A 20,138-nucleotide genomic window follows, 5' to 3' on the forward strand; every position below is an offset into this window, starting at 1 on the left:
TCCCCCCGGTTACTAGTTGAGGCCCTCGGCGAGGGCCTTCTCGGTGGCGGCGCGGACGGCGGCCTCGGTCTCGCCCGTGAGCGGGAAGCGGGGCGGGCGGGTGGCGCCGCCGGGGCGTCCGGCCAGGTCCATGGAGAGCTTGATGGCCTGGACGAACTCGGTCTTGGAGTCCCAGCGCAGCAGCGAGTGCAGGGACTTGTAGAGCGGCAGCGCGGTCTCCAGGTCCCCGGCGACGGCGGCCCGGTAGAGCCGGGCGCAGGAGTTCGGGAGCGCGTTGGGGTAGCCGGCGATCCAGCCGACGGCGCCCGCGAGGGCGAGTTCGAGGAGGACGTCGTCGGCGCCGATGAGCAGGTCGAGGCCGGGGGCGAGCTCGGCGATCTCGTAGGCGCGGCGCACGTCCCCGCTGAACTCCTTGACGGCGACGATCGAGCCGTCGGCGTACAGCCGGGCGAGCAGGGCCGGGGTCAGGTCCACCTTGGTGTCGATGGGGTTGTTGTACGCGACGACGGGCAGCCCGGCGCGGGCGACCTCGGCGTAGTGGGCGCGTACGGCGTCCTCGTCGGCGCGGAAGGCGTTGGGGGGCAGCAGGAGGACGGAGCCGGCGCCGGCCTCGGCGGCCTGGTCGGCCCAGCGGCGGGCCTCGGCGCTGCCGTAGGCGGCGACGCCGGGCATCACGCGGGCGCCGTCGCCGGCCGCCTCGACGGCGGTACGCACGACGCGCGCCCGCTCCTGCTCGGTGAGGGTCTGATACTCCCCGAGGGAGCCGTTGGGGACCACGCCGTCGCAGCCGTTGGCGATCAGCCAGGCCACGTGTTCGGCGTATGCGTCGTGGTCGACGGTGAGGTCCTCGCGCAGCGGGAGCGCGGTGGCGACCATGATTCCGTGCCAGGGGCGGGTGCGGGGCGCGGGGGTGTGCGCATGGGTCATGTGAGAGCTCCCTCGTGTGGTGTGTGACATTTTACTAGTGGGTGCAGCGCGGCCACAAGGGCCCCGGCGCCCCGATCAGTGCTCGGCGGGCGGAAGTTCGGCGAGATGGCGCAGCGGAACCGGGCAGGACAGCGGCCGCCGGTCGGGCGCGGGCTCCTCCCCCGCCAGGGCGGCGACGGCCGGGCCGCACATCCGGCCCTGGCACCAGCCCATTCCGGCCCGGGTGAGGAGTTTGACGGTGCGGGCGTCGCGCGCGCCGAGCTCGCCCGCGGCCTCGCGGATCCGCCCGGCCGGCACCTCCTCGCAGCGGCAGACGACGGCGTCGTCCGGCAGCCAGCCGGTCCAGCCCTCGCCGGGGCGGTGGGCGGCGGCCATCGCGTCGGCGAAGGCGCGCAGCCGTGCGCGGCGGCGGACCGGCCGGGCCCCCGGCAGCTCCCCCGCGACGGAGTGCGCGGCCAGCTCGCCCTCGACCATGGCCAGTTGGGCTCCGCCGATGCCGCCGGTCTCGCCCGCCGACCAGATGCCGGTGACGGAGGTGCGCTGCTCGGCGTCCAGCACGAGGGCGACGCTGTCGTCGGGGCACCGCCGGGTGGCGCAGCCGAGGCCGGTGGCGAGTTCGAGCTGGGGCACCAGCCCGTGGCCGACGGCGAGGGCGTCGCAGGGGATCCGGCGGGCGGCGGCGGGCAGCGGCCGCCAGTCCCGGTCGAGCCGGGCCACGGTGACGGCCTCGACCCGGTCGGTGCCGTGCGCCTCGACGACGGCGTGCCGGGTGAGCAGCCGGACGTGGTGGCGGGCCAGCGCCCCGCCGTGGCCGGCGGCCTCGACGAGCTTGCCCGGGTTGCGCAGCAGGGCGGGGACCTGTCCCGCGTACGCGGTGTAGGCGGCGGCCTCCACCACGGCGGGCACGGTGGCTCCGGCGGCGGCCAGCGAGCCGGCCACGGCGAGCAGCAGCGGCCCGCTGCCGGCGACGACCACCCGCTTGCCCGGCAGCACCAGCCCGCCCTTGAGCATGGCCTGCGCCCCGCCGGCCCCGACCACCCCGGGCAGGGTCCAGCCGGGGAAGGGCAGTTGCCGCTCGTAGGACCCGGTGGCGATGAGCACCGCCCGGGCCGTGACGGCCGCGGCCCGCTCCTCGGGGGCGTGACCGGCCACCGCGTGCAGGATCCACTGCGCGGTGGGTGTGGCGGACCCGCGGTGGGTCAGGGCCGCCCGTCCCGGTACGACCGTCCACACGTGGTGGAGCGGGAGGTAGGTGATCCGGCCGGCCGACGCGTGGGCGCGCAGGGCGGCTTCGAGGGTCGCGAACTCGGCCCAGTCGTGGTGCAGGGCCTCGGGGCGGGCCGCGCCCAGGCCGGGGGCGGGGTGGCGGTAGAACTGACCGCCGGGGCGGTCGCCCGCGTCGAGCAGGGCGACCCGCAGCCCGAGGCGGGCGGCGGTCACGGCGGCGGCCAGTCCGGCCGGGCCGGCCCCGACGACAGCGAGGTCGGCCACGGGGCCGGCGGGTTCAGACGGCGAGGTCGGCACGGCCGGTTCCCTCCTGGGTGGTGACGGCGTCCCCGGGCCGGGCGGGGACCAGGCAGGCCCGCTGGTTCGGGAGGCCGTTGACGGTGACGAGGCAGTCGTAGCAGCTGCCGATCCCACAGAACGCGCCGCGCGGGGCGCCGCCCTCGCGGGTGGTCCGCCAGGCGAGGATGCCGGCGCCCCAGAGCACGGCGGCGATGCTCTGGCCGGGCAGGGCGGGCAGGTCCCGCCCGTCGAAGGTGATCTCGTGCGCGGCTGCCGGGCTGCCGCCGACCAGCGAGCGGGGGCTGCGCATCAGTGCTGCTCCTCGGGGGTGTCGCAGGCGGCCGATTCCGGGTCCGCGGCGAAGCGGTCCGGGCGGAACGGGTGGACGGGGAGCGGGGGTTCGTCCCCCGTCAGGGCGGCTGCGACCAGCAGGGCGGTGGCGGGGGCCAGGCCGATGCCGGCTCCCTCGTGGCCGCAGGCGTGCAGCAGCCCGGGGCGCCGCGGGTCCGGGCCGATCGCCGGGAGGTGGTCGGGCAGGTAGGGGCGGAAGCCGTGGTAGGTGCGCATCACCCGGATGTCGGCGAGGACCGGGAACAGCGCCGCCGCCTGGGCGGCCAGCCGGCGCAGGGCCTCCGTGGAGAGGGTGCGGTCGAAGCCGACCCGTTCGCGGGTGGCGCCGATCAGGACCGGGCCGGACGGGGTGCCCTCGACGACCGCCGAGGACTGCAGGGCGGCCGAGCCGCTCGCGACGTCCGCGATGTAGTCGGCGGCGTAGACCTTGTGCCGGACCACCCTCGGCAGGGGCTCGGTGACCAGGACGAAGCCGCGGCGCGGGAGGACGGGCAGGGTGACCCCGGCCAGGGCGGCGATGCGGCCGCCCCAGGTGCCGGCCGCGTTCACCACGGCCGGGGCCAGGAGTTCGCGGTGCGGCGTGCGCACGCCGCGTACGGCTCCCCGGTCCAGCAGGATCTCGGTCGCCTCCTCGCCGAGGTGCACCCGGGCACCCGACGCGGCCAGCAGTCGGGCGGCCGCCTGCGCGGGCTGGACCTGGGCGTCCTGCGGGTAGTGGAAGCCGCCCGCCAGGCCCGGGGCCAGGTGCGGCTCCAGATCGTGGAGGGCGTCCGCCGCCACCTCGACCGTGTCGACCCCGGCCGCGCGCTGGCCCTCCGCGAAGGCCCGCAGGGCCTTGACGGTGGCCTCGTCGGGAGCGACGACGAGCCCGCCCTTGGGCTCGTACTCGATCTCCCGCGGGAGGACCGCGGCGAGTTCGGTCCACAGGCGGGTGGACAGCAGGGCGAGGTCGAGTTCGGGTCCGGCCTCCTTGTCGGAGACGAGCAGGTTGCCTTCGCCGGCGCCGGTGGTGCCGCCCGCGACGGGGCCCCGGTCCACCACGGCCACGGAGAGTCCGGCGCGGGCCGCGTAGTACGCGCAGGCCGCCCCGACGACGCCGGCGCCGATGATCACGACGTCCAGGGAGTGTCTCTTGAGCACGGCAGTAATATGTCACATTCTTTAAAGCCTGCCCAGACATCCGGACCGGTCCCGCACCCCCCTCGGATGCGGGACCGGTCCGGCGCCGGGCCGGGGCCGGAGACGGGGCCGGAGGCGGGGCCGGTCAGCTGCGGAGCGGACCCTCACAGCTGTAACCGGAGGTGCCCGCCACCTTGTTGGTCCAGATCTCCACCGGGCCGAAGGAGCAGTTCATGTCGGCGAGGTTGTTGGAGGCCGCGCCCGCCCGGTCGAGGATGAAGTAGTCGACCGTCTCCGACATGTCCTTGAAGACCTGGTCGTTGTTGCGCCAGTTCTTCAGGTTCGCGGTGATCCGGCCGGTGCAGGTGAAGCGGCGCTTGGCGGCGTCGCCGTTCTCCACGCAGTCCGGGGTGTTCTGCGTGGCCGTGGCGAAGGACGACTTCACCGAGGCCAGCGCCGCGTCGCGCAGCTGCCCGTTCGGGGTGAAAGAGGTGTTCGGCACGAACAGCTGGTCGACCTTGGCGATCTGCGCGTCCAGGAAGCGGTCGTAGTCGCGCTGGAGGTAGGTGTCCGCGCCCATCCGGTGGCGCCAGGCGTCGTAGGCCACCACGTCGTTGGCGCGCAGGTGCGTGTACATCTCGCGCAGCAGCGTGGGCTTCTCGGTCCACAGGAACTCGAAGAAGGTGCCCGCGTAGCTGTAGAAGCGGAAGCCGTCGCCGTCGTAGGTGGCGTTCAGCAGCTGCTCGACGCTCATGCGCGGGCCGCCGCCGGCCGTGTCGCTGATGACGCTCTTGACCAGGGACTTGCGGACGGCGATGCCGTTGTCGCGGGTGGCGCCGTCGAAGAACTCGGCCGTGCCCTCGTCCATGGCGGTCGTCCGGTCGCCCTCGTACCACTCGCCCTCGCCGAAAAAGCCGGGCACCGCGAAGCGGCCGTTGAGGTAGTGCGTGTACTCGTGGCGGAAGAGCTCCTCGAGGGTGAGGGAGGAGTCCTGCGGGACGCGGCGCTGGTAGGTGTAGAAGGTGGCGCCGTTCTCGATGTAGATGCCACCGTTGTTGGTGTCGTAGCCGGTCAGGATCGGGTGGTAGTTCACGTAGTCGGCGCGGGAGGCGTAGAGCACGATGTTCAGCGTGGTGTTGGGGTCGCCCGCGAGGGGCTGGTCCGTGCCGAGCACGCGGTGGTACTGGGCCTTGACCTGCTTGCTCGCGTAGTACAACTGGTCGACGGTGGCCCGGTCCAGGGCGGTGCGGACCTTGATGGCCCCGTTGTCGTAGGAGTAGGTGTAGGGGAAGAGCTGCTTCTCGATGTCCTCCTTGCACACCCCGTACTGCTTGCAGGCCTCGTAGACGTTGAGCCAGGAGACGACCTTGGCCCACGGCTCGCTGCCGTCGCCGAAGGCGGCCCGGACGGGGCCGAGCATCGCGCCGAGGTCGGCGACGACCCGGTCCCGCAGGCCCTCGACCTGGCCGAAGCGGGCGTACTCGCTCAGCGCGTCGCGCACGACCCAGGCGTTGCCGGTGCCCTTGAGGTGCGTGTAGGTGGAGAAGGCCTTGAAGGTGTCGCGGTAGGCGGGGTCGGCGGCCACGGCGGCGTGGAAGGCCGTGTCCTGGTTGCCCGGGTAGACGCCCAGGTAGGAGACGGACAGGGCGGCCAGCGCGGCGCCCGCCCAGCCGGCGTCGAGGTGGGTGGCCGGGTGGGCGGGGTCCATGGTGGCCAGGACCTTCTTGATGAGGCCGAGCTGGTGCTGGCGCAGGCCGGGCGCGCTGCCGGCGTAGAGGGCCTCGCGCAGGGTACGGGCGTTGCTGGGCGTCGCGTCGAAGGTGCGGGCGGCGCCGGCGAAGTCGGCGATGGCCCGGCGCATGGCGTCGACGGTGGGGGCGTCGGTGACGTCGATCTCGGTGCGCGAGTAGTCGTGGTAGGCGACCGCGTGCAGGTACGTGAACATCTCCTCCAGGTGGGAGGAGTCACGGCCGTCGTGGGCGGCGGCCAGGCTGGATATTCGCCGGGAGACGGCCTGGACGTGCGCGTCCGACATGACCGGGGTCAGCCGGGCGTCCCAGGTCCAGATGAGGCCGCGCAGACAGCCGTCGGCGAGGACGGCCTGGTCCGCGAGGAAGTCGGCGAACTGTTCGGGGGTGAGGCCGGTGATCCCGTCGAGGGTGCAGGGGACCCCCGCGGCGACGCTCTTCGCGGTGGGGGCCGCCTTGGGCGCCTTGCCGCGCTTCTGCAGGTCGTCGGCGGGTGCGGCGGCCGTCGCCGCGCCGGGGACCTGCCCGGTGATGTTCTGCCCGCCCGGGGCCGGGGCGGGCGCCGGGGTGCTGTCCTTCGGGTTGGCCAGGCGGTCGACCTCGTCGAAGGGGTTCCCCGTGGGGCCGGGGGCGGGGGCGGCCGGGGCGGCCTGTGCGCCGGTGAAGGTGGCCGGGGCCGCGGACTCGGCGGCCTGCGTGACGGCCTGTCCCGCGGTGGCGAGGAGGGTCACGACAACGGCGGAGGCAAGAAGGGAAGAGCGCACAGCTCTGTGCTTGAGCACCGAGAACTCCTGATGGGGAGAGAGGTGAGGTGGGGGGTGGTGCGTGAACTGCCCTGTGTCACACGGCGTTTGACGGGGGTTAATGCGCCGCGGTGTGAGCTGTAACATAGTAATGTGAAATTGCACTGACAACCCCTGTGCGCCCACCAGTTCGCATCTTTCTTGAGGGAGTCCTCATGACCGACGCCCCCGCCGACGCCTCCGCCGCCACTTCCGCCCGGCTCAACACGGGCAGTCACGACCGGCCGGTGTCCACGGAGTTGTCCCGGTACATGGCGGGCAACTGGGCCCCGAGCCCGCTGCCCGGTTCCGCCCGCGTGCCCGGCCACGCCGTCACCCCGGCCCGCCGGACGCGGCTCTCGGCCCGCTTCCCGGGCGAGCGGCTGATCGTCCCGGCCGGCGAGCTCGCGGTCCGCTCCAACGACTGCGACCACCGGTTCCGCCCGCACAGCGCGTACGCATGGCTGACCGGCCTCACCGGCGAGGACCAGGCGGGCCACGTCCTGGTCATGGAGCCGTCGGGCCCGCACGCCCACGAGGCCGTGCTGTACCTGCGTCCGCGCTCGCCGCGGGCGGACGGGGACGGGGAGTTCTACCGGGACCGCCGGTACGGGGAGTTCTGGGTGGGCCGCCGGCCGGACCTGGCCGAGGCCGAACGCCTCACCGGCATCCGCTGCGCCCACCTGGACGGACTCGGCTCACCGGCCGGCCGCAACGCGGCCACCGACGCCGAACTCGCCTCCGCGCTCTCGGAGCTGCGCCTGGTGAAGGACGCGTGGGAGGTCGAGCAGCTCCAGCTGGCCGTCGACCACACGACGGCGGGCTTCGAGGACGTCGTACGGGCCCTGCCGCGCGCGCTGGCGCATCCGCGCGGGGAGCGGTGGATCGAGGGGGTCTTCGGCCTGCGCGCCCGGGCGGAGGGCAACGGCACCGGGTACGAGACGATCGCCGCGTCCGGCGCACACGCCTGCACCCTGCACTGGATCCGCAACGACGGCCGGCTGAACGGGACGGAACTGCTGCTCCTGGACGCGGGCGTGGAGACGGACACCCTCTACACGGCGGACATCACCCGCACCCTGCCGCTGTCGGGCCGCTTCTCCCCCGTCCAGCGACAGGTGTACGAGCTGGTCCTGGCCGCCCAGGAGGCGGGGATCGCGGCGCTCCGCCCGGGGGCGAGCTTCGGGGACTTCCACCGGGCCGGAATGCGGGTGATCGCGGAGGGCCTGGCCGAGTGGGGCGTCCTGAAGGACGCGCAGGGCGACCTGCACCGGCGGTACACGCTGTGCAGCAGCGGCCACATGCTGGGCCTGGACGTGCACGACTGCGCCAAGGCGCGGGCGCAGACCTATCTGGACGGCGTCCTGGAGGAGGGCCAGGTCCTGACGGTGGAACCGGGCCTGTACCTCCAGCCCGACGACGAGACCCTCCCGGCGGAACTGCGGGGCATCGGCGTCCGCATCGAGGACGACCTGGTCATCACCGCGGACGGCGCCCGCCTGATGTCGGGCGCCCTGCCGCGCACGGTCGCCGGCATCGAGGAGTGGATGGGCCGACTGCTGGAGAGCTGACCGAACCCGGGCGCCGCGCCGCCGCCCGGCGGCGCGGCGCTGCCGCGAGCCGTCGCACCGAGCCCCTTCACAGCCCGGGTTGTCACATCCGGCGGCGCTGTTCGGTCTCCGCTGCGGAAGGCGTCTTCTCCCAGCGGATGCACCCGGACCTGCTCGCCTTCGTCCGCGCTCTGCCGACGTCCTCGGGGCGGGCTTTCGTCTTCGCCACGAGCGGCCTGCCGGAGTTGGCGCTCGCGCCGTTCACCCGTCCGCCGGTACGCCTCCTCCAGGCCAGGGGCTTCGACGTCGAAGGCACCTTCACCTGCCGTGCGTTCGACACGTGGGCGCCGTTCAAGCTGATCGGCGGCGTCAACAGGCTGCGTCCGGTCGAGGACGACCTGAGCGCCGCCCGCGCGTTCGCCGCGGCACTCCGCAACGGCGCCACCACCACACGCTGAACAGCGCAAACGCGCGTGCGGCGGGCCCGCCGAGCCGACAGGCGGCTGGTCCGACGGCGTCGGCGGCCGGTGGTGCCTACGGCGGGCCGGGGAGCCGGACCGTGACGAGGAGGCCGCCCGCGGGGCGGGCGGCGAGGTCGAGGGTGCCGTCGTGGGCGCGGACGATGCTGTCCACGATGGCCAGGCCGAGGCCGACACCGGCGTGCTCGTCGGTGCGTACGCGGTCCGTTCCGCGCCGGAAGGGCTCGGTGAGGATCGCCACCAGTTCCGGTGGGAGCCGTCGGCCCGTGTTCTCGACCCGCAGCACGCTCACGGCGCCGTGCGCCTCGGTGTGGACCGTCACCGCGCCTCCGGAGGGGAGGAGGTTGTGGACGACGGCGTTCTGGACGAGGTTCGTCACCATCCGCAGCAGGAGCTCCGGCGAGCCACTGGTCCGGGCCGCCCCGCCGGTGACCTCGAGCGTGATCCGGCGCTGTTCGGCGAGGGGAAGCAGCGTTTCGGCGGCTTCCTCGGCGACGAGGGAGAGGTCGACGTTCTCGCGGCGGAAGTTCCCGCGGTCGCCGCGGCTGAGCAGCAGGAGGGCCTCGGTGAGGTCGATCGCCCGCGTGTTGACCGCGTACAGCCGCTCGATGAGTTCGTCCGGGTCCCGCGTGGGGTCCGTGCGGGCGACGTCGAGGAGCGTCCGCGAGATGGCCAGCGGGGTGCGCAGTTCGTGGGAGGCGTTCGCGGCGAACCTCTGCTGCTCGGCGACGTGGGACTCCAGTTGTTGCAGCATCGAGTCGAAGGCGTCGGAGAGCTCCCGGAATTCGTCCTGGCGGCTTGGTATGTGGATCCGTTGGGACAGTGAGCCGGTGCGAGCATCCGGCCGGCGAGGATCCATCCCCCGACGAGGCCGAAGACGAGCAGGAAGGCCATCGCCACGGCCGCGGCGGGGGCGAGGGTGCGCACCAGCAGGTAGCGGTCGGGCGAGATCCCGAGCAGGCCCTTGGGGTTGTCGGGGACGTAGCGCAATAGGAACGCCCACACCACGGCCAGCAGGAGAGCGCCTGCGACGGCGAGGAACCCGGCGTAGCTGAGGGTGAGTTTCAGGCGGACGCTGAGCCCCGCGCGTCTACGCATGCGCCGGGCCGCGGCCGGTGGGGTCGGCGGCGCCGGTACCGGTGTCGATCCGGTAGCCGACGCCGGGCACCGTGGCGATGATCCAGGGTTCGCCGAGCCGTTTGCGCGGGGCCAGGTAGGGCTCGTCCTCCACGATCAGTACGCGCATGTCCGCAGCCTGAGCAGCACGGCCTGTCGCCGACGTAGGCGGGGAGAGGGACACACCGGGCACACGGCTCAGCCCGCCGATGCCGATGCCGGATCCGGTTCCGGCGTGGTGCGGGGCCGGTCCGACGGCGCCTGCGCCGTGCCGCGCCACCAGCGGCGCGACGCCGGCGCAGCCAGCAAGGCGCCCGCGGCGTTGACCAGTACGTCGTCCACCGACGACACCCGGTCCAGCTGCAGGACGTACTGGGCGGTCTCGACCAGGATCGAGCAGCCGGCCCCGAGCGCCAGGACCCGCGGCAAGGACGCGAGGGCCGCGAACCGCATCGGGGCGAAGAACCCCAGCGCCGCGAAGACCAGCAGGTTGCCGACGATCCCGAGCGACCCCATCGTGACCAGGTCCCGCAGCGGTACCAGGCTCACCCGGGCGGGGACGATGCCGGCCCCGCCGCCCGGCATCATGGTCATCCACACGAACGGCACCGTCCCGTGCACCATGCCCACCTCGGCCAGCGACATCCGCCATGCCGACGTGACTCCGGCGGCACGCCGACGGCGGGCCAGGCCCCACGCCACCAGCACGGCCAACGGCATCGTGACCAGCGTCGTGAGCACCACACCGTTGAACGTGTCGAAGCAGCCGTGCCACCGCCCGGCCAGGCACATCGGAGCAGACATCATGAGCGGCCGCCGCAGGGCGAACAGGGCGCTCGCCACGCCGAGGACCGCCAGGCCGAGGAGCACGATCCTGAGCGCGCGGCGGGGCGTTGGGGTCGGGTACGCATGGTGGTTCATGCCCCCATGGGAGACGGAGGGCCGTTGCGGTGGCGTATGCGGTTTTCGATACGCCCGCGATACACGGAGATCATCCCCGGGCCGCGGCGGCCGCGGGGCCGACCGGCAACGATGCCCGCCCGCAGCGCCGTTCGCCGCACCCCCCGCCGACCGGGGCCGGGGCGCCGCCGACCGCGTCCCGGCCGTGGGGTGGTGCTGCGGGCGCTACGGGAGGACCGCGACGCCGTCCAGTTCGATCTGGGCCCGGTCGTCCCAGAGGCGGACCACGCCGATGACGGCCATCGCCGGGTAGTCGCGGCCCGCCGATCGCCGCCAGATACGGCCCAGTTCGGCCGCGTGGGTCCGGTACGCCGCCACGTCCACCGCGTACACCGTCACCCGGGCCAGGTCCGCCGGGGTGCCGCCGGCCGCGGCGAGGGCCGTCAGGAGGTTGGCGAGGGCGATCTCGAACTGCTCCGGCAGGCTCTCCCCGACCACCTTGCCCGCGCCGTCCAGCGCCGTCTGGCCCGCCAGGAACACCAGTCGGGTGCCGGTCGCCGCGACCGCGTGCGAGAAGCCCGTCGCGGGCGACAGCTCCTCGGGGTTGATCCGGTCCAGGCTCATCGCGCCGCCACCGCCCCGTAGAGCTCCTTCGCGATGATGGTGCGCTGCACCTCGCTGGCTCCCTCGTAGATCCGTGGCGCCCGTACCTCCCGGTAGAGGTGTTCGAGCAGGTGGCCTCGCTGAAGGGCGACCGCGCCGTGCAGTTGGACCGCGTGGTCCACCACGTACTGGGCCGTCTCCGTGGCCAGCAGCTTCGCCATCGCCGCCCGGCGCGGGACGTCCCCCGCCCCGCGGTCGTAGGCTCCGGCCGCCGCGAACACCAGCAGCCGGGCCGCCTCCGTGCGGGTGGCCATCTCGGCCACCCGGTGCGCCACCGCCTGGAGGTCGCTCAACGTTCCGCCGAACGCGGTCCGGTCCGCCGTGTAGGTGAGCGTCGCGTCCAGCGCGGCCCGGGCCATGCCCACCGCGAAGGCACCGACGCTCGGACGGAAGAGGTTGAGCGTGTCCATCGCGACCCGGAAACCCCGTCCCGGCTCGCCGAGCAGGTCCTGCGGACCGACCGGCACCCCGTCGAAGGCGAGGGAGCCGATGGGGTGCGGGGAGAGCATGTCCAGGGGCGTGCCGGACAGCCCCGGGCGGTCGGCCGGGACCAGGAAGGCCGAGACCCCTTTCGCGCCCGGACCCTCGCCCGTTCGGGCGAACACCGTGTAGAAATCCGCCTCGGGGGCGTTGGAGATCCAGCACTTCTCACCGCTGAGCCGCCAGCCTCCCCCGCCCGTGCTCCCACTCCCGCTCCCGCCCGCGTCCGGTTCCGCCGCCAGCGCGAGCGCCGCCGCGTCCGAGCCGGCCCCCGGCTCGCTCAGCGCGAAGGCCGCCACCGCCCGGCCGGCCCGCACCTGCGGCAGCCAGCGGTCGCGCTGCGCCGCACTGCCCGCCCGCAGCACCGGGTACGCGCCCAGCCCCTGCAGGGCGAGCGCCGTCTCCGCCTCCGTGCAACCGTAGGCGAGGGATTCCCGCAGCAGGCACAGTTCCAGCGCGCCCGAGGCGAACACCCGCTCCAGCAGGCCCAGCTCCCCCAGCGCCGCCAGCAGCGGCCGGTTGACCCGCCCCGGTTCCCCCTTCTCGGCCAGTGGCCGCAGCCGCTCCGCCGCCAGTTGGCGCAGCTGCCCGCACCACTCCTCCTGGTCCACCCCGAGCGCGAATCCGGTCATCCGAATATCCCCGCATCTATCGCGTCCTGTTGACTGCCGTCACCATCACGATACGCTCCTGGAAGGACCTCCGGCTGTGGCCGGAGGAACTGCCGCACGGCCGGCTCCACCCCACCCCGGACCGCTGCAAGGGGGGCGACCCGCCTTGGACCTCAAGCCTTCCGCTCACACCGACACCTTCGCCCGCGACCATCTGCCACCCGCGGACACCTGGCCGGAGCTGGTCTTCGATCTGCCCGAACTGGCCTATCCGGACCGCCTGAACTGCGGGGCCGAGCTGCTGGACGCCACGATCGCCCGGTTCGGGCCCGCGGGCGCCGACCGCCCCGCCTTCCGCAGCGCGACGGGCGAGGTGTGGACGTACGGCGGGCTGCGCGAGCGCGTGGACCGCCTCGCCCACACGCTGACCGCCGACCTCGGCGTGGTCCCCGGCAACCGGGTGCTCCTGCGCGGACCCACCGGCCCCTGGCTCGCGGCCTGCTGGCTCGCGGTGATGAAGGCGGGCGCGGTGGCGGTCACCGTACTGCCCCAGCAACGCGCCCAGGAGCTGGCCACGGTGTGCGCGATGGCCCGGGTGGGGCACGCCCTGTGCCATGCGGACGTGCTGGACGACCTGGTCAAGGCGGAGGTGCCGGGACTGCGGATCACCGTGTACGGGGGCGGGTCCCCGGGGGATCTGCTCCGGCTGGCCGAGAGACATCGAGATCCGTTCCCGGCCGCCCCGACCTCCGCGGACGACGTCGCCCTTATCGCCTTCACCTCCGGGACCACCGGCCGGCCCAAGGGCTGCATGCACTTCCACCGCGACCTGCTGGCCGTCGCCGACACCTTCTCCCGCGGCGTGCTGCGGCCCCGCCCGGACGACGTCTTCGCGGGCAGCCCGCCCCTCGGGTTCACCTTCGGCCTGGGCGGGCTGGTCGTCTTCCCGCTCCGGGCCGGGGCCTCGGCGCTGCTGCTGGAGGAGGCGGTGCCGCGCCGGCTGCTGCCCGCGCTCGCCGAGCACCGGGTGACGGTGCTGTTCACCGCGCCCACCGCGTACCGGACGATGCTGGACGCCCTGGGCCCGTACGACGTGGGGATGTACGACCTGTCGGCACTGCGCCGCTGCGTCTCGGCCGGGGAGAACCTGCCCGCCGCCACCTGGCAGGCCTGGTACGAGCGCACCGGGCTGCGCATCATCAACGGCATCGGGGCCACCGAGCTGCTGCACATCTTCATCTCCGCCGCCGACGAGGACATCCGTCCCGGCACGACGGGCCGGGTGGTACCGGGCTGGGAGGCGCGGGTGGTGGACCGGGCCGGCCTGCCGGTCCCGGACAACGAGCCGGGGCTGCTGGCCGTGCGCGGCCCGGTGGGCTGCCGCTACCTGGCCGATCCCCGGCAGGGGGAGTACGTACAGGGTGGGTGGAACCTGACGGGCGACACCTACGTACGCGATCCGGAGGGCTACTTCCGCTACGTCGCCCGGGCCGACGACATGATCGTCTCGGCGGGATACAACATCGCGGGCCCCGAGGTGGAGGAAGCCCTGCTGCGCCACCCGGACGTGGTGGAGGCGGCCGTGGTCGGCCTCCCGGACGAGCGGCGCGGGCAGATCGTGGTGGCGTACACCGTGGCACGCGACGGCGCCGTGCTGACCGAGGAGGTCCTGCGCACCTTCATGCGGGCGGAGCTCGCCCCGCACAAGTGCCCGCGCTCCTTCGTCTTCCTTCCCGCGCTCCCCCGCACCGCCACGGGCAAACTGCAGCGCTTCCGGCTGCGCGACCCCGGCGCCCGGCCCGACCCTCCCGCCAGGATCTAGAGTGAACCCGTGGTCGAGCAGCACACTCCGCGATCCCTGATCGTCACGTTCTACGGAGCCTACGGGCGGGCCTTCGAGGGCCCGGTCCCGGTGTCCGCGCTGATCCGCCTGCTGGGCGCGGCCGGCGTGGACGCCCCGTCGGTCCGCTCGTCGGTGTCCCGGCTGAAGCGGCGCGGCTTCCTGCTGCCCGGGCGCGCGGCGGACGGCTCCGCGGCGTACGGACTCTCCGAGGAGGCGCGGCAGCTGCTGGACGACGGCGACCGGCGGATCTACGGCAGTCCGCAGCTGTCGGACGAATGGCTGGTGGCGGTGTTCTCCGTCCCGGAGCAGGAGCGGCACAAGCGGCACCTGCTGCGCTCGCGGCTGGCCCGGCTCGGCTTCGGCGCGGTGGCGCCGGGCGTGTGGATCGCCCCGGCCCGGCTGTACGAGGAGACCGCGCACACGCTGGAGCGGCTGCACCTGACCCCGTACGTGGAACTGTTCCGCGGCGCCCACCTCGGTTTCGCCCCGACCCCCGAGGCGGTGGCCCGCTGGTGGGACCTGGCGGCCCTGGCCAAGCAGCACGAGGAGTTCCTCGACCTGCACGAACCGGTCCTGCGCGGTCTCCGGTCGGACCCGGCGGAACCGAGCCCGCAGGAGGCCTACCGCGGCTACCTGCTCGCACTGGACACCTGGCGCCGACTGCCGTACGCCGACCCCGGCCTGCCGCGCGAACTGCTTCCGGCGGGCTGGCCGGGCGACCGGGCGGCGGACGTCTTCGCCGAGCTGCACGAGCGGCTGCGGGGCCTCGGGGCGGCGTTCGTGGAACCGTAACCGAGTCCGCGGACCGTGGCCGGCGTCCGTCCGCGAAAACCGGGTGCGGGAGAGCCGGGCTCCGCGCCAGGATGGGCCATGACCTGGACCTTCACCACTGACCTGGCGGCCTTCGTGAGCGCCGCGCACCCGGCCGTGGCGGCGCGGCCCGTCTCCAACACCATGGTGCTGTCCGTCACCGACGCCCTCGTGCGGCGCGGTACCGGCGCCTACGGCGACGACACGCCCTTCTTCGGTTGGTGGAGCGGACCCGACGGCGCCGTCGCCGGCGGCCTGCTGTGCACACCGCCGTTCCCGATACTCCTCTCCGTGCTGCCCGAGGAGGCGGTCCGGGCGCTGGGGGCGGCGCTCGCCACCGAGCCGCTGCTCGCCGGGGCGCACGGGTTCAACGCCCGCCGTCCGGACGCGGAGGCGCTGGCCGGCGCCTGGGGGCGGCCCACCCGGATCGCCGAGGAGCTGCGCCTGTACCGGCTGGCCGGCCTGGCCGCCCCGGACCCCGCCCCGGCCGGGCAGGCCCGGCCCGCCGCCGAGGAGGACCTGCCGCTGCTGCTGGAGTGGCTCACGGCCTTCAACGCGGAGGCGGGTGTGCCGGGCAAGGCTTCCGAGACCTTCCTGCGCGACCGGCTCTCCTACGGCGGGATCCTGCTCTGGGAGCACGCCGGGGCCCCCGTCTCGCTGGCGTCCCGCTCCCGCCCGATCGGCTCGGCCGCCCGCGTCGGCCCGGTCTACACCCCGCCCGAGCACCGCGGGCGCGGCTACGCCGCCGGGATCACGCACGCGGCGAGCGAAGCGGCGTACGCTGCCGGAGCCACCGAGGTCCTCCTCTTCACGGACCTGGCCAACCCCACCAGCAACGGCATCTACCTGCGCCTGGGCTACACCCCGGTCGAGGACCGCGCCGAGGTCGTCCCGGCATGACGGACCGCCCGCGGCAGGGCCCGTACCGGTATGCGAGCGGGGTCTTGACCTCAAGGACCCTTGAGGTTGAACCATGGTCCACATGACGACAGAGAACGCAGCCCGGACCGCTGACATCGAGGCCATCCACCGGGTGGTGGCCGCCGTCGAGGCCTCCCAGCAGGCCAGGGACCCCGACGCCTTCCTCTCCCTGTTCCACCCCGACGCCCTGTGGACCACCGGCGGCGGGAAGGTCCTCATCGGCCTCGACGCCATCTCCGGGTTCACCCGCGAGGTGCTGCCCGGTGCGAGCTGGGACGGCCGGGTCAGCTACACCGTCACCCACCTCCAGTTCCTGCGCCCGGACGTGGCCGCGGTCAAGGTCAGTCAGGTCTACCACTCGGCCGACGGTCCCGGGGACGAGGGCGTCCCGACGTACGTGATGACCAAACAGGACGACGGCCGCTGGCTCCTGACCGTCTGCCAGAACACCCAGGTCCCCAACGCCTGACCCACCGGGCGGGCCCGTTGTTCGGGTGGACCTCCGGCCGGTCGGACGTGCGGGCGGGACGTACCGGCGTGGCGTGGGGCCCGCCGCGGAATACCAGGCGCAAACCCCCACACAGAGGCCCACGTCCCTCATGCGCCGACGTTTCCTTCTCGCCGCCTCCGCCGGGACGGGTGGGGGCGGCCACGACCCGAAGAACCCGGATCACACCATCTCCGTGACCGGCCCTTCGGCGCCTGCACCGAAGGGCCGGTCACCCTCTCCGGCGTCATCACGATCGGCTTCCGCCCGTACGCGTACGAGCCGCTGGCCAAACGCCCGGGCTGGTACGAGGTCCAGGGGATCGGCTCCCTCGCGCTGCCGCCCAGCGGGCGCGGTGTCGACACGGTCAGCGTCCCCGCGAAGAAGCCGCACCACCCGCGTCATCCGCACCACCCGTCCAGGCAGGGCCTGCGGGCCGCGACCCCGAACGACCCGGCCAACACCCTGCTGGGCATGGTCAGCAACCCCGCCAACACGGTCCTCGGCTCGGCGGCCGCCGCCCAGCGGCAGCTGTACGGCGCCGACCTGGTCGCGCTGGTCGCCTCCGTGCCCAACGCGGACAGCTCCGGAGCGGCGAACCGGCCCGACCCCGGCCCGTCCTGGCCCGGCAAGATCCGGAGGAGACGGGCTAGCCGCGCCCCGTGGGCGGGGTGCGGCTGCCCGCGCGGTAGGGGGCCGGCCACGCGGCCCCCGGGCCCGCGTAGGACTGCTCGGCGGCCACGTGCAGGGTCCAGTGGGGGTCGTAGAGGTGCGGGCGGCCCAGCGCGCAGAGGTCGGCGCGGCCGGCCAGCAGCAGGGAGTTCACGTCGTCCCAGGAGGAGATGGCTCCCACGGCGATGACGGGGACGCCGAGCGCGTTGCGGATCCGGTCGGCGTACGGGGTCTGGTACGAGCGCCCGTACTCGGGGGCCTCGTCCGCGACCACCTGGCCCGTCGAGACGTCGATGGCGTCCGCGCCGCGGGCCGCGAAGGCGGCCGCGATCAGCACCGCCTCCTCGGGCGAAGTGCCGCCGGGGGCCCAGTCGGTGGCCGAGAGGCGGACCGTCATCGGGCGGTCCTCGGGCCACACCGCGCGGACCGCGTCGAAGACCTCCAGCGGGAAGCGCAGCCGGTTCTCCAGGGAGCCGCCGTACGCGTCCGTGCGGTGGTTGGTCAGCGGGGACAGGAAGCCGGAGAGCAGGTAGCCGTGGGCGCAGTGCAGTTCGAGCAGGTCGAATCCGCAGTCGGCGGCACGGACGGCGGCGGCCGCGAACTCGGAAGCCAGCGCGGTCAGGTCCTCGCGCGCGAGGGCGCGCGGCAGCGCCGAGACGCCCGGCCGGTAGGGCAGTGCCGAGGCGGCCACCAGCGGCCAGTTCCCCTCGGGCAGGGGGTCGTCCATGCCCTCCCACATCACCCGCGTCGAGCCCTTGCGGCCGGCGTGCCCGAGCTGGACGCCGAGGGCGGTGCCGGGCGCGGAGGTGTGGACGAAGTCGGCGATCCGCTTCCAGGCGGCCGCCTGCTCCTGGGTGTAGAGGCCGGTGCAGCCGGGGGTGATCCGGCCCTCGGCGGACACGCAGACCATCTCGGTCATCACCAGGCCGGCCCCGCCGAGGGCCCGTCCGCCCAGGTGCACGAGGTGGAAGTCCCCCGGCACGCCGCCCTCGGCCGAGTACATGTCCATCGGCGAGACGACGACCCGGTTGCGCAGGGTGAGCCCCCGCAGGGTGAAGGGGGTGAACATCGGAGGGGTCCGCGCCCCCTCCGGCCCGTCCTGGGGGCAGCCGAAGTCCCGTTCCACGGCCCGGGTGAACCGCTCGTCGCGCAGCCTCAGGTTGTCGTGCGTGACCCGGCGGCTGCGGGTGAGCAGGTTGAAGGCGAACTGCCGGGCGGGCTGGTCGACGTATCCGGTGATCTCCTCGAACCAGTGCCGGCTCGCGGCCGCCGCCCGCTGCGTACTGGCGACCGTCGGCCGGCGCGCGGCCTCGTACGCGGCGAGGGCGGCCGGTACGTCGCCGGGCGCGGCGGCCACGGCTTCGGCGAGCGCGAGCGCGTCCTCCACGGCCAGTTTGGTACCGGACCCGATGGAGAAGTGGGCGGTGTGCGCCGCGTCGCCGAGCAGCGCCACGTTCCCGTGCGACCAGCGCTCGTTGACGACGGTGCGGAACTGCGTCCAGGTGGAGCGGTTGCCGTGCAGCGGGCGGCCGCGCAGGGCCTCGCTGAAGATCTTGGCGCAGCGGGCCGCCGACTCCTCCTCGTCGCACAGGTCGAAGCCGGCCGCCCGCCACACCTCGTCGCGCATCTCCACAATCACCGTGGAGGCATCGGCGGCGTAGGGGTAGGCGTGCAGCTGCATGACCCCGTGCTCGGTCTCCGCGATCTCGAAGCGGAAGGCGTCGAAGGCGAAGTCGGCGGCGAGCCAGATGTAGCGACAGCGTCCGGCGGTGAGCGTCGGGCCGTAGTGCGCGGCGGCCGCCTCCCGGATGGCGCTGTGCACCCCGTCGGCCGCGACGACCAGGTCGTACGAGGCGGCGAGCGCGGCGGCGGCCGGGGCCGGGGAGCGGAAGCAGAGCCGGACGCCGAGCCCGGCGCAGCGCTCGTGCAGGATCTCCAGCAGCCGGCGTCGCCCGATGGCCGCGAAGCCGTGGCCGCCGGAGGTCAGCAGCCGGCCCCGGTGGACGATGTCCACGTCGTCCCAGCGCACGAACTCCTGGCTCAGGGCCGTGTGGACGACGGTGTCGGCCCGCTCGATGCCGCCGAGGGTCTCGTCGGAGAGGACCACGCCGAAGCCGAAGGTGTCGTCCGGGGCGTTGCGCTCCCAGACCTCGACCCGGTGGCCCTGGCGGGCCAGCAGCGCGGCGGTGTACAGCCCTCCCGGTCCCCCGCCGACGACGGCGACCCGCATGGCACCCGGAGTCATGTGGCTACCTGCCCTTCCACTCCGGCGGCCGCTTCCCGGTGAAGGCCGCGTGGAACTCCGCGTAGTCCTGGCCGTGCATCAGCAGGGCCTGGGTATTGGCGTCCAGTTCCACGGACGCGGCGAGCGGCATGTCGAGCTCGGCGGTGAGCAGTGCCTTGGTCTGCGCGTGGGCGAGGGCGGGGCCCGCGGCCAGACGCGCGGCGAGTTCGGCGGCCCGTACGTGGGCCTTGCCCTCCTCGGTGAGCTCGCTGAGCAGGCCGATCCGCTCGGCCTCGGCGGCGTGCACGGGCTCTCCGAGCATCAGCAGCCGGGTGGCGTGGCCGAGGCCGACGACCCGGGGCAGCAGGTAGGCGGCGCCCATGTCCCCGCCGGAGAGGCCGACGCGGGTGAAGAGGAAGGCGAAGCGGGCGGTGGGGTCGGCGATCCGGAAGTCCGCGGCGAGCGCGAGGACGGCGCCTGCGCCGGCGGCCACCCCGTGCACGGCGGCGATCACCGGGAACGGGCATTCGCGGATGGCCCGGACCACCTGGCCGGTCATCCGGTTGAAGTCGAGGAGCTGGGCGGTGTCCATGGCGAGGGTGGCGCCGATGATCTCGTCGACGTCCCCGCCGGAGCAGAAGCCGCGCCCCTCGCCGCCGAGCACGAGGGCGCGCACGGAGCGCTCACGGGACAGTTCGCCGAGCAGATCGCGCAGGTCGGCGTAGGCGCCGAAGGTGAGCGCGTTCAGCTTCTGGGGGCGGTCGAAGGTGACGGTGGCGACGCCGTCCTGCCGGGTGACCCGGAGGTGGTGCCACCGTTCGGTCGCTGGTGTGGAACCGGTGAAGGGGCTCACACCACCGAAGGTATCACCAGATCGTGACTGCCGTCACAGAAGCGCGACATATTCGTCCGGCCGTCCACCCGGGTGCCGCACGGAATGAGAATTCGG

General features: G+C 74.1%; 17 protein-coding genes and 1 pseudogene. 6 read left to right on the forward strand and 12 right to left on the reverse strand.

Translation table 11 applies throughout. The features are described 5' to 3' along the window. Nucleotides 1-12: 12 nt before the first annotated feature. The 5 genes from ACIQZO_RS32255 to ACIQZO_RS32275 form a co-directional block, all read right to left on the reverse strand. On the reverse strand, nucleotides 13-927 hold the full coding sequence (locus ACIQZO_RS32255) for a dihydrodipicolinate synthase family protein (protein ID WP_403633039.1): 915 nt from the start codon (nucleotides 925-927) through the stop codon (nucleotides 13-15). Between the two features lie 75 nt (nucleotides 928-1,002). Further along, nucleotides 1,003-2,451, reverse strand: coding sequence for an NAD(P)/FAD-dependent oxidoreductase (locus tag ACIQZO_RS32260; protein ID WP_403633041.1), 1,449 nt, complete (start codon nucleotides 2,449-2,451; stop codon nucleotides 1,003-1,005). Continuing rightward, nucleotides 2,432-2,743 (reverse strand): (2Fe-2S)-binding protein, encoded by a 312-nt coding sequence (locus tag ACIQZO_RS32265; protein WP_403633044.1) that lies wholly within the window; start codon nucleotides 2,741-2,743, stop codon nucleotides 2,432-2,434. The genes ACIQZO_RS32260 and ACIQZO_RS32265 overlap by 20 nt, the downstream gene beginning before the upstream one ends. Further along, nucleotides 2,743-3,924: an NAD(P)/FAD-dependent oxidoreductase gene (locus tag ACIQZO_RS32270; RefSeq protein WP_403633046.1), complete on the reverse strand. Its 1,182-nt coding sequence runs from the start codon at nucleotides 3,922-3,924 to the stop codon at nucleotides 2,743-2,745. The genes ACIQZO_RS32265 and ACIQZO_RS32270 overlap by 1 nt, the downstream gene beginning before the upstream one ends. A gap of 124 nt (nucleotides 3,925-4,048) precedes the next feature. Beyond that, nucleotides 4,049-6,433 (reverse strand): collagenase, encoded by a 2,385-nt coding sequence (locus ACIQZO_RS32275; RefSeq protein WP_403633048.1) that lies wholly within the window; start codon nucleotides 6,431-6,433, stop codon nucleotides 4,049-4,051. Nucleotides 6,434-6,609: 176 nt separating this feature from the next. Here ACIQZO_RS32275 and ACIQZO_RS32280 point away from each other — a divergent pair, with 176 nt between their 5' ends. Then, on the forward strand, nucleotides 6,610-8,004 hold the full coding sequence (locus ACIQZO_RS32280) for an aminopeptidase P family protein (RefSeq protein ID WP_403633050.1): 1,395 nt from the start codon (nucleotides 6,610-6,612) through the stop codon (nucleotides 8,002-8,004). A gap of 137 nt (nucleotides 8,005-8,141) precedes the next feature. Next, the gene (locus ACIQZO_RS32285) at nucleotides 8,142-8,441 is read left to right on the forward strand and encodes a flavodoxin (RefSeq protein ID WP_403633053.1); all 300 of its coding nucleotides are present in this window, start codon (nucleotides 8,142-8,144) and stop codon (nucleotides 8,439-8,441) included. Nucleotides 8,442-8,517: 76 nt separating this feature from the next. Here the strand turns inward: ACIQZO_RS32285 and ACIQZO_RS32290 are convergent. The 5 genes and pseudogenes from ACIQZO_RS32290 to ACIQZO_RS32310 all read right to left on the reverse strand — a co-directional run bounded on the left by ACIQZO_RS32290 (nucleotide 8,518) and on the right by ACIQZO_RS32310 (nucleotide 12,253). Then, nucleotides 8,518-9,560: pseudogene (locus ACIQZO_RS32290) on the reverse strand (sensor histidine kinase). Next, nucleotides 9,553-9,708 carry a hypothetical protein gene (locus tag ACIQZO_RS32295; RefSeq protein WP_403633185.1) on the reverse strand — a complete coding sequence of 52 codons (156 nt, stop codon included), beginning with the start codon at nucleotides 9,706-9,708 and terminating at the stop codon, nucleotides 9,553-9,555. The pseudogene ACIQZO_RS32290 and the gene ACIQZO_RS32295 overlap by 8 nt, the downstream one beginning before the upstream one ends. 68 nt (nucleotides 9,709-9,776) lie before the next feature. After that, the gene (locus ACIQZO_RS32300; RefSeq protein WP_403633056.1) at nucleotides 9,777-10,499 is read right to left on the reverse strand and encodes a VanZ family protein; all 723 of its coding nucleotides are present in this window, start codon (nucleotides 10,497-10,499) and stop codon (nucleotides 9,777-9,779) included. A gap of 204 nt (nucleotides 10,500-10,703) precedes the next feature. Beyond that, nucleotides 10,704-11,102 carry a RidA family protein gene (locus ACIQZO_RS32305; RefSeq protein WP_403633058.1) on the reverse strand — a complete coding sequence of 133 codons (399 nt, stop codon included), beginning with the start codon at nucleotides 11,100-11,102 and terminating at the stop codon, nucleotides 10,704-10,706. Continuing rightward, entirely contained in the window at nucleotides 11,099-12,253 is a 1,155-nt protein-coding gene (locus tag ACIQZO_RS32310; protein ID WP_403633061.1) for an acyl-CoA dehydrogenase family protein, read from the reverse strand. The genes ACIQZO_RS32305 and ACIQZO_RS32310 overlap by 4 nt, the downstream gene beginning before the upstream one ends. Nucleotides 12,254-12,398: 145 nt before the next feature. On the opposite strand from ACIQZO_RS32310, the gene ACIQZO_RS32315 reads away from it, so the two are divergent. The 4 genes from ACIQZO_RS32315 (at nucleotide 12,399) to ACIQZO_RS32330 (ending at nucleotide 16,275) form a co-directional block, all read left to right on the forward strand. Then, entirely contained in the window at nucleotides 12,399-14,054 is a 1,656-nt protein-coding gene (locus ACIQZO_RS32315; protein ID WP_403633064.1) for an AMP-binding protein, read from the forward strand. A gap of 9 nt (nucleotides 14,055-14,063) precedes the next feature. Further along, nucleotides 14,064-14,867, forward strand: coding sequence for a PaaX family transcriptional regulator C-terminal domain-containing protein (locus ACIQZO_RS32320; protein WP_403633066.1), 804 nt, complete (start codon nucleotides 14,064-14,066; stop codon nucleotides 14,865-14,867). 78 nt (nucleotides 14,868-14,945) lie between these two features. Continuing rightward, entirely contained in the window at nucleotides 14,946-15,785 is an 840-nt protein-coding gene (locus ACIQZO_RS32325; RefSeq protein WP_403633069.1) for a GNAT family N-acetyltransferase, read from the forward strand. 73 nt (nucleotides 15,786-15,858) lie between these two features. Then, a complete protein-coding gene (locus ACIQZO_RS32330; RefSeq protein ID WP_403633072.1) occupies nucleotides 15,859-16,275 on the forward strand; it encodes an SgcJ/EcaC family oxidoreductase in 417 nt (138 codons plus the stop codon). A 667-nt stretch (nucleotides 16,276-16,942) separates the two neighbouring features. Here the strand turns inward: ACIQZO_RS32330 and ACIQZO_RS32335 are convergent. Beyond that, nucleotides 16,943-19,210, reverse strand: coding sequence for a bifunctional salicylyl-CoA 5-hydroxylase/oxidoreductase (locus tag ACIQZO_RS32335; protein WP_403633074.1), 2,268 nt, complete (start codon nucleotides 19,208-19,210; stop codon nucleotides 16,943-16,945). A 4-nt stretch (nucleotides 19,211-19,214) separates the two neighbouring features. Then, nucleotides 19,215-20,042, reverse strand: coding sequence for an enoyl-CoA hydratase family protein (locus ACIQZO_RS32340; RefSeq protein WP_403633077.1), 828 nt, complete (start codon nucleotides 20,040-20,042; stop codon nucleotides 19,215-19,217). Nucleotides 20,043-20,138: the final 96 nt, after the last annotated feature.

Origin of the sequence: Streptomyces sp. NPDC097617, assembly GCF_044761485.1 — a bacterium.
Classification (GTDB): domain Bacteria; phylum Actinomycetota; class Actinomycetes; order Streptomycetales; family Streptomycetaceae; genus Streptomyces.

What these genes read in the sequence shown, in the direction of transcription:
- ACIQZO_RS32255 (WP_403633039.1), bottom strand. Translation starts at nt 927, where the DNA reads ATGACCCATGCGCACACCCCCGCGCCCCGCACCCGCCCCTGGCACGGA.
- ACIQZO_RS32265 (WP_403633044.1), bottom strand. Translation starts at nt 2,743, where the DNA reads ATGCGCAGCCCCCGCTCGCTGGTCGGCGGCAGCCCGGCAGCCGCGCAC.
- ACIQZO_RS32280 (WP_403633050.1), top strand. Translation starts at nt 6,610, where the DNA reads ATGACCGACGCCCCCGCCGACGCCTCCGCCGCCACTTCCGCCCGGCTC.
- ACIQZO_RS32285 (WP_403633053.1), top strand. Translation starts at nt 8,142, where the DNA reads ATGCACCCGGACCTGCTCGCCTTCGTCCGCGCTCTGCCGACGTCCTCG.
- ACIQZO_RS32295 (WP_403633185.1), bottom strand. Translation starts at nt 9,708, where the DNA reads ATGCGCGTACTGATCGTGGAGGACGAGCCCTACCTGGCCCCGCGCAAA.
- ACIQZO_RS32300 (WP_403633056.1), bottom strand. Translation starts at nt 10,499, where the DNA reads ATGAACCACCATGCGTACCCGACCCCAACGCCCCGCCGCGCGCTCAGG.
- ACIQZO_RS32305 (WP_403633058.1), bottom strand. Translation starts at nt 11,102, where the DNA reads ATGAGCCTGGACCGGATCAACCCCGAGGAGCTGTCGCCCGCGACGGGC.
- ACIQZO_RS32310 (WP_403633061.1), bottom strand. Translation starts at nt 12,253, where the DNA reads ATGACCGGATTCGCGCTCGGGGTGGACCAGGAGGAGTGGTGCGGGCAG.
- ACIQZO_RS32325 (WP_403633069.1), top strand. Translation starts at nt 14,946, where the DNA reads ATGACCTGGACCTTCACCACTGACCTGGCGGCCTTCGTGAGCGCCGCG.
- ACIQZO_RS32330 (WP_403633072.1), top strand. Translation starts at nt 15,859, where the DNA reads ATGGTCCACATGACGACAGAGAACGCAGCCCGGACCGCTGACATCGAG.
- ACIQZO_RS32335 (WP_403633074.1), bottom strand. Translation starts at nt 19,210, where the DNA reads ATGACTCCGGGTGCCATGCGGGTCGCCGTCGTCGGCGGGGGACCGGGA.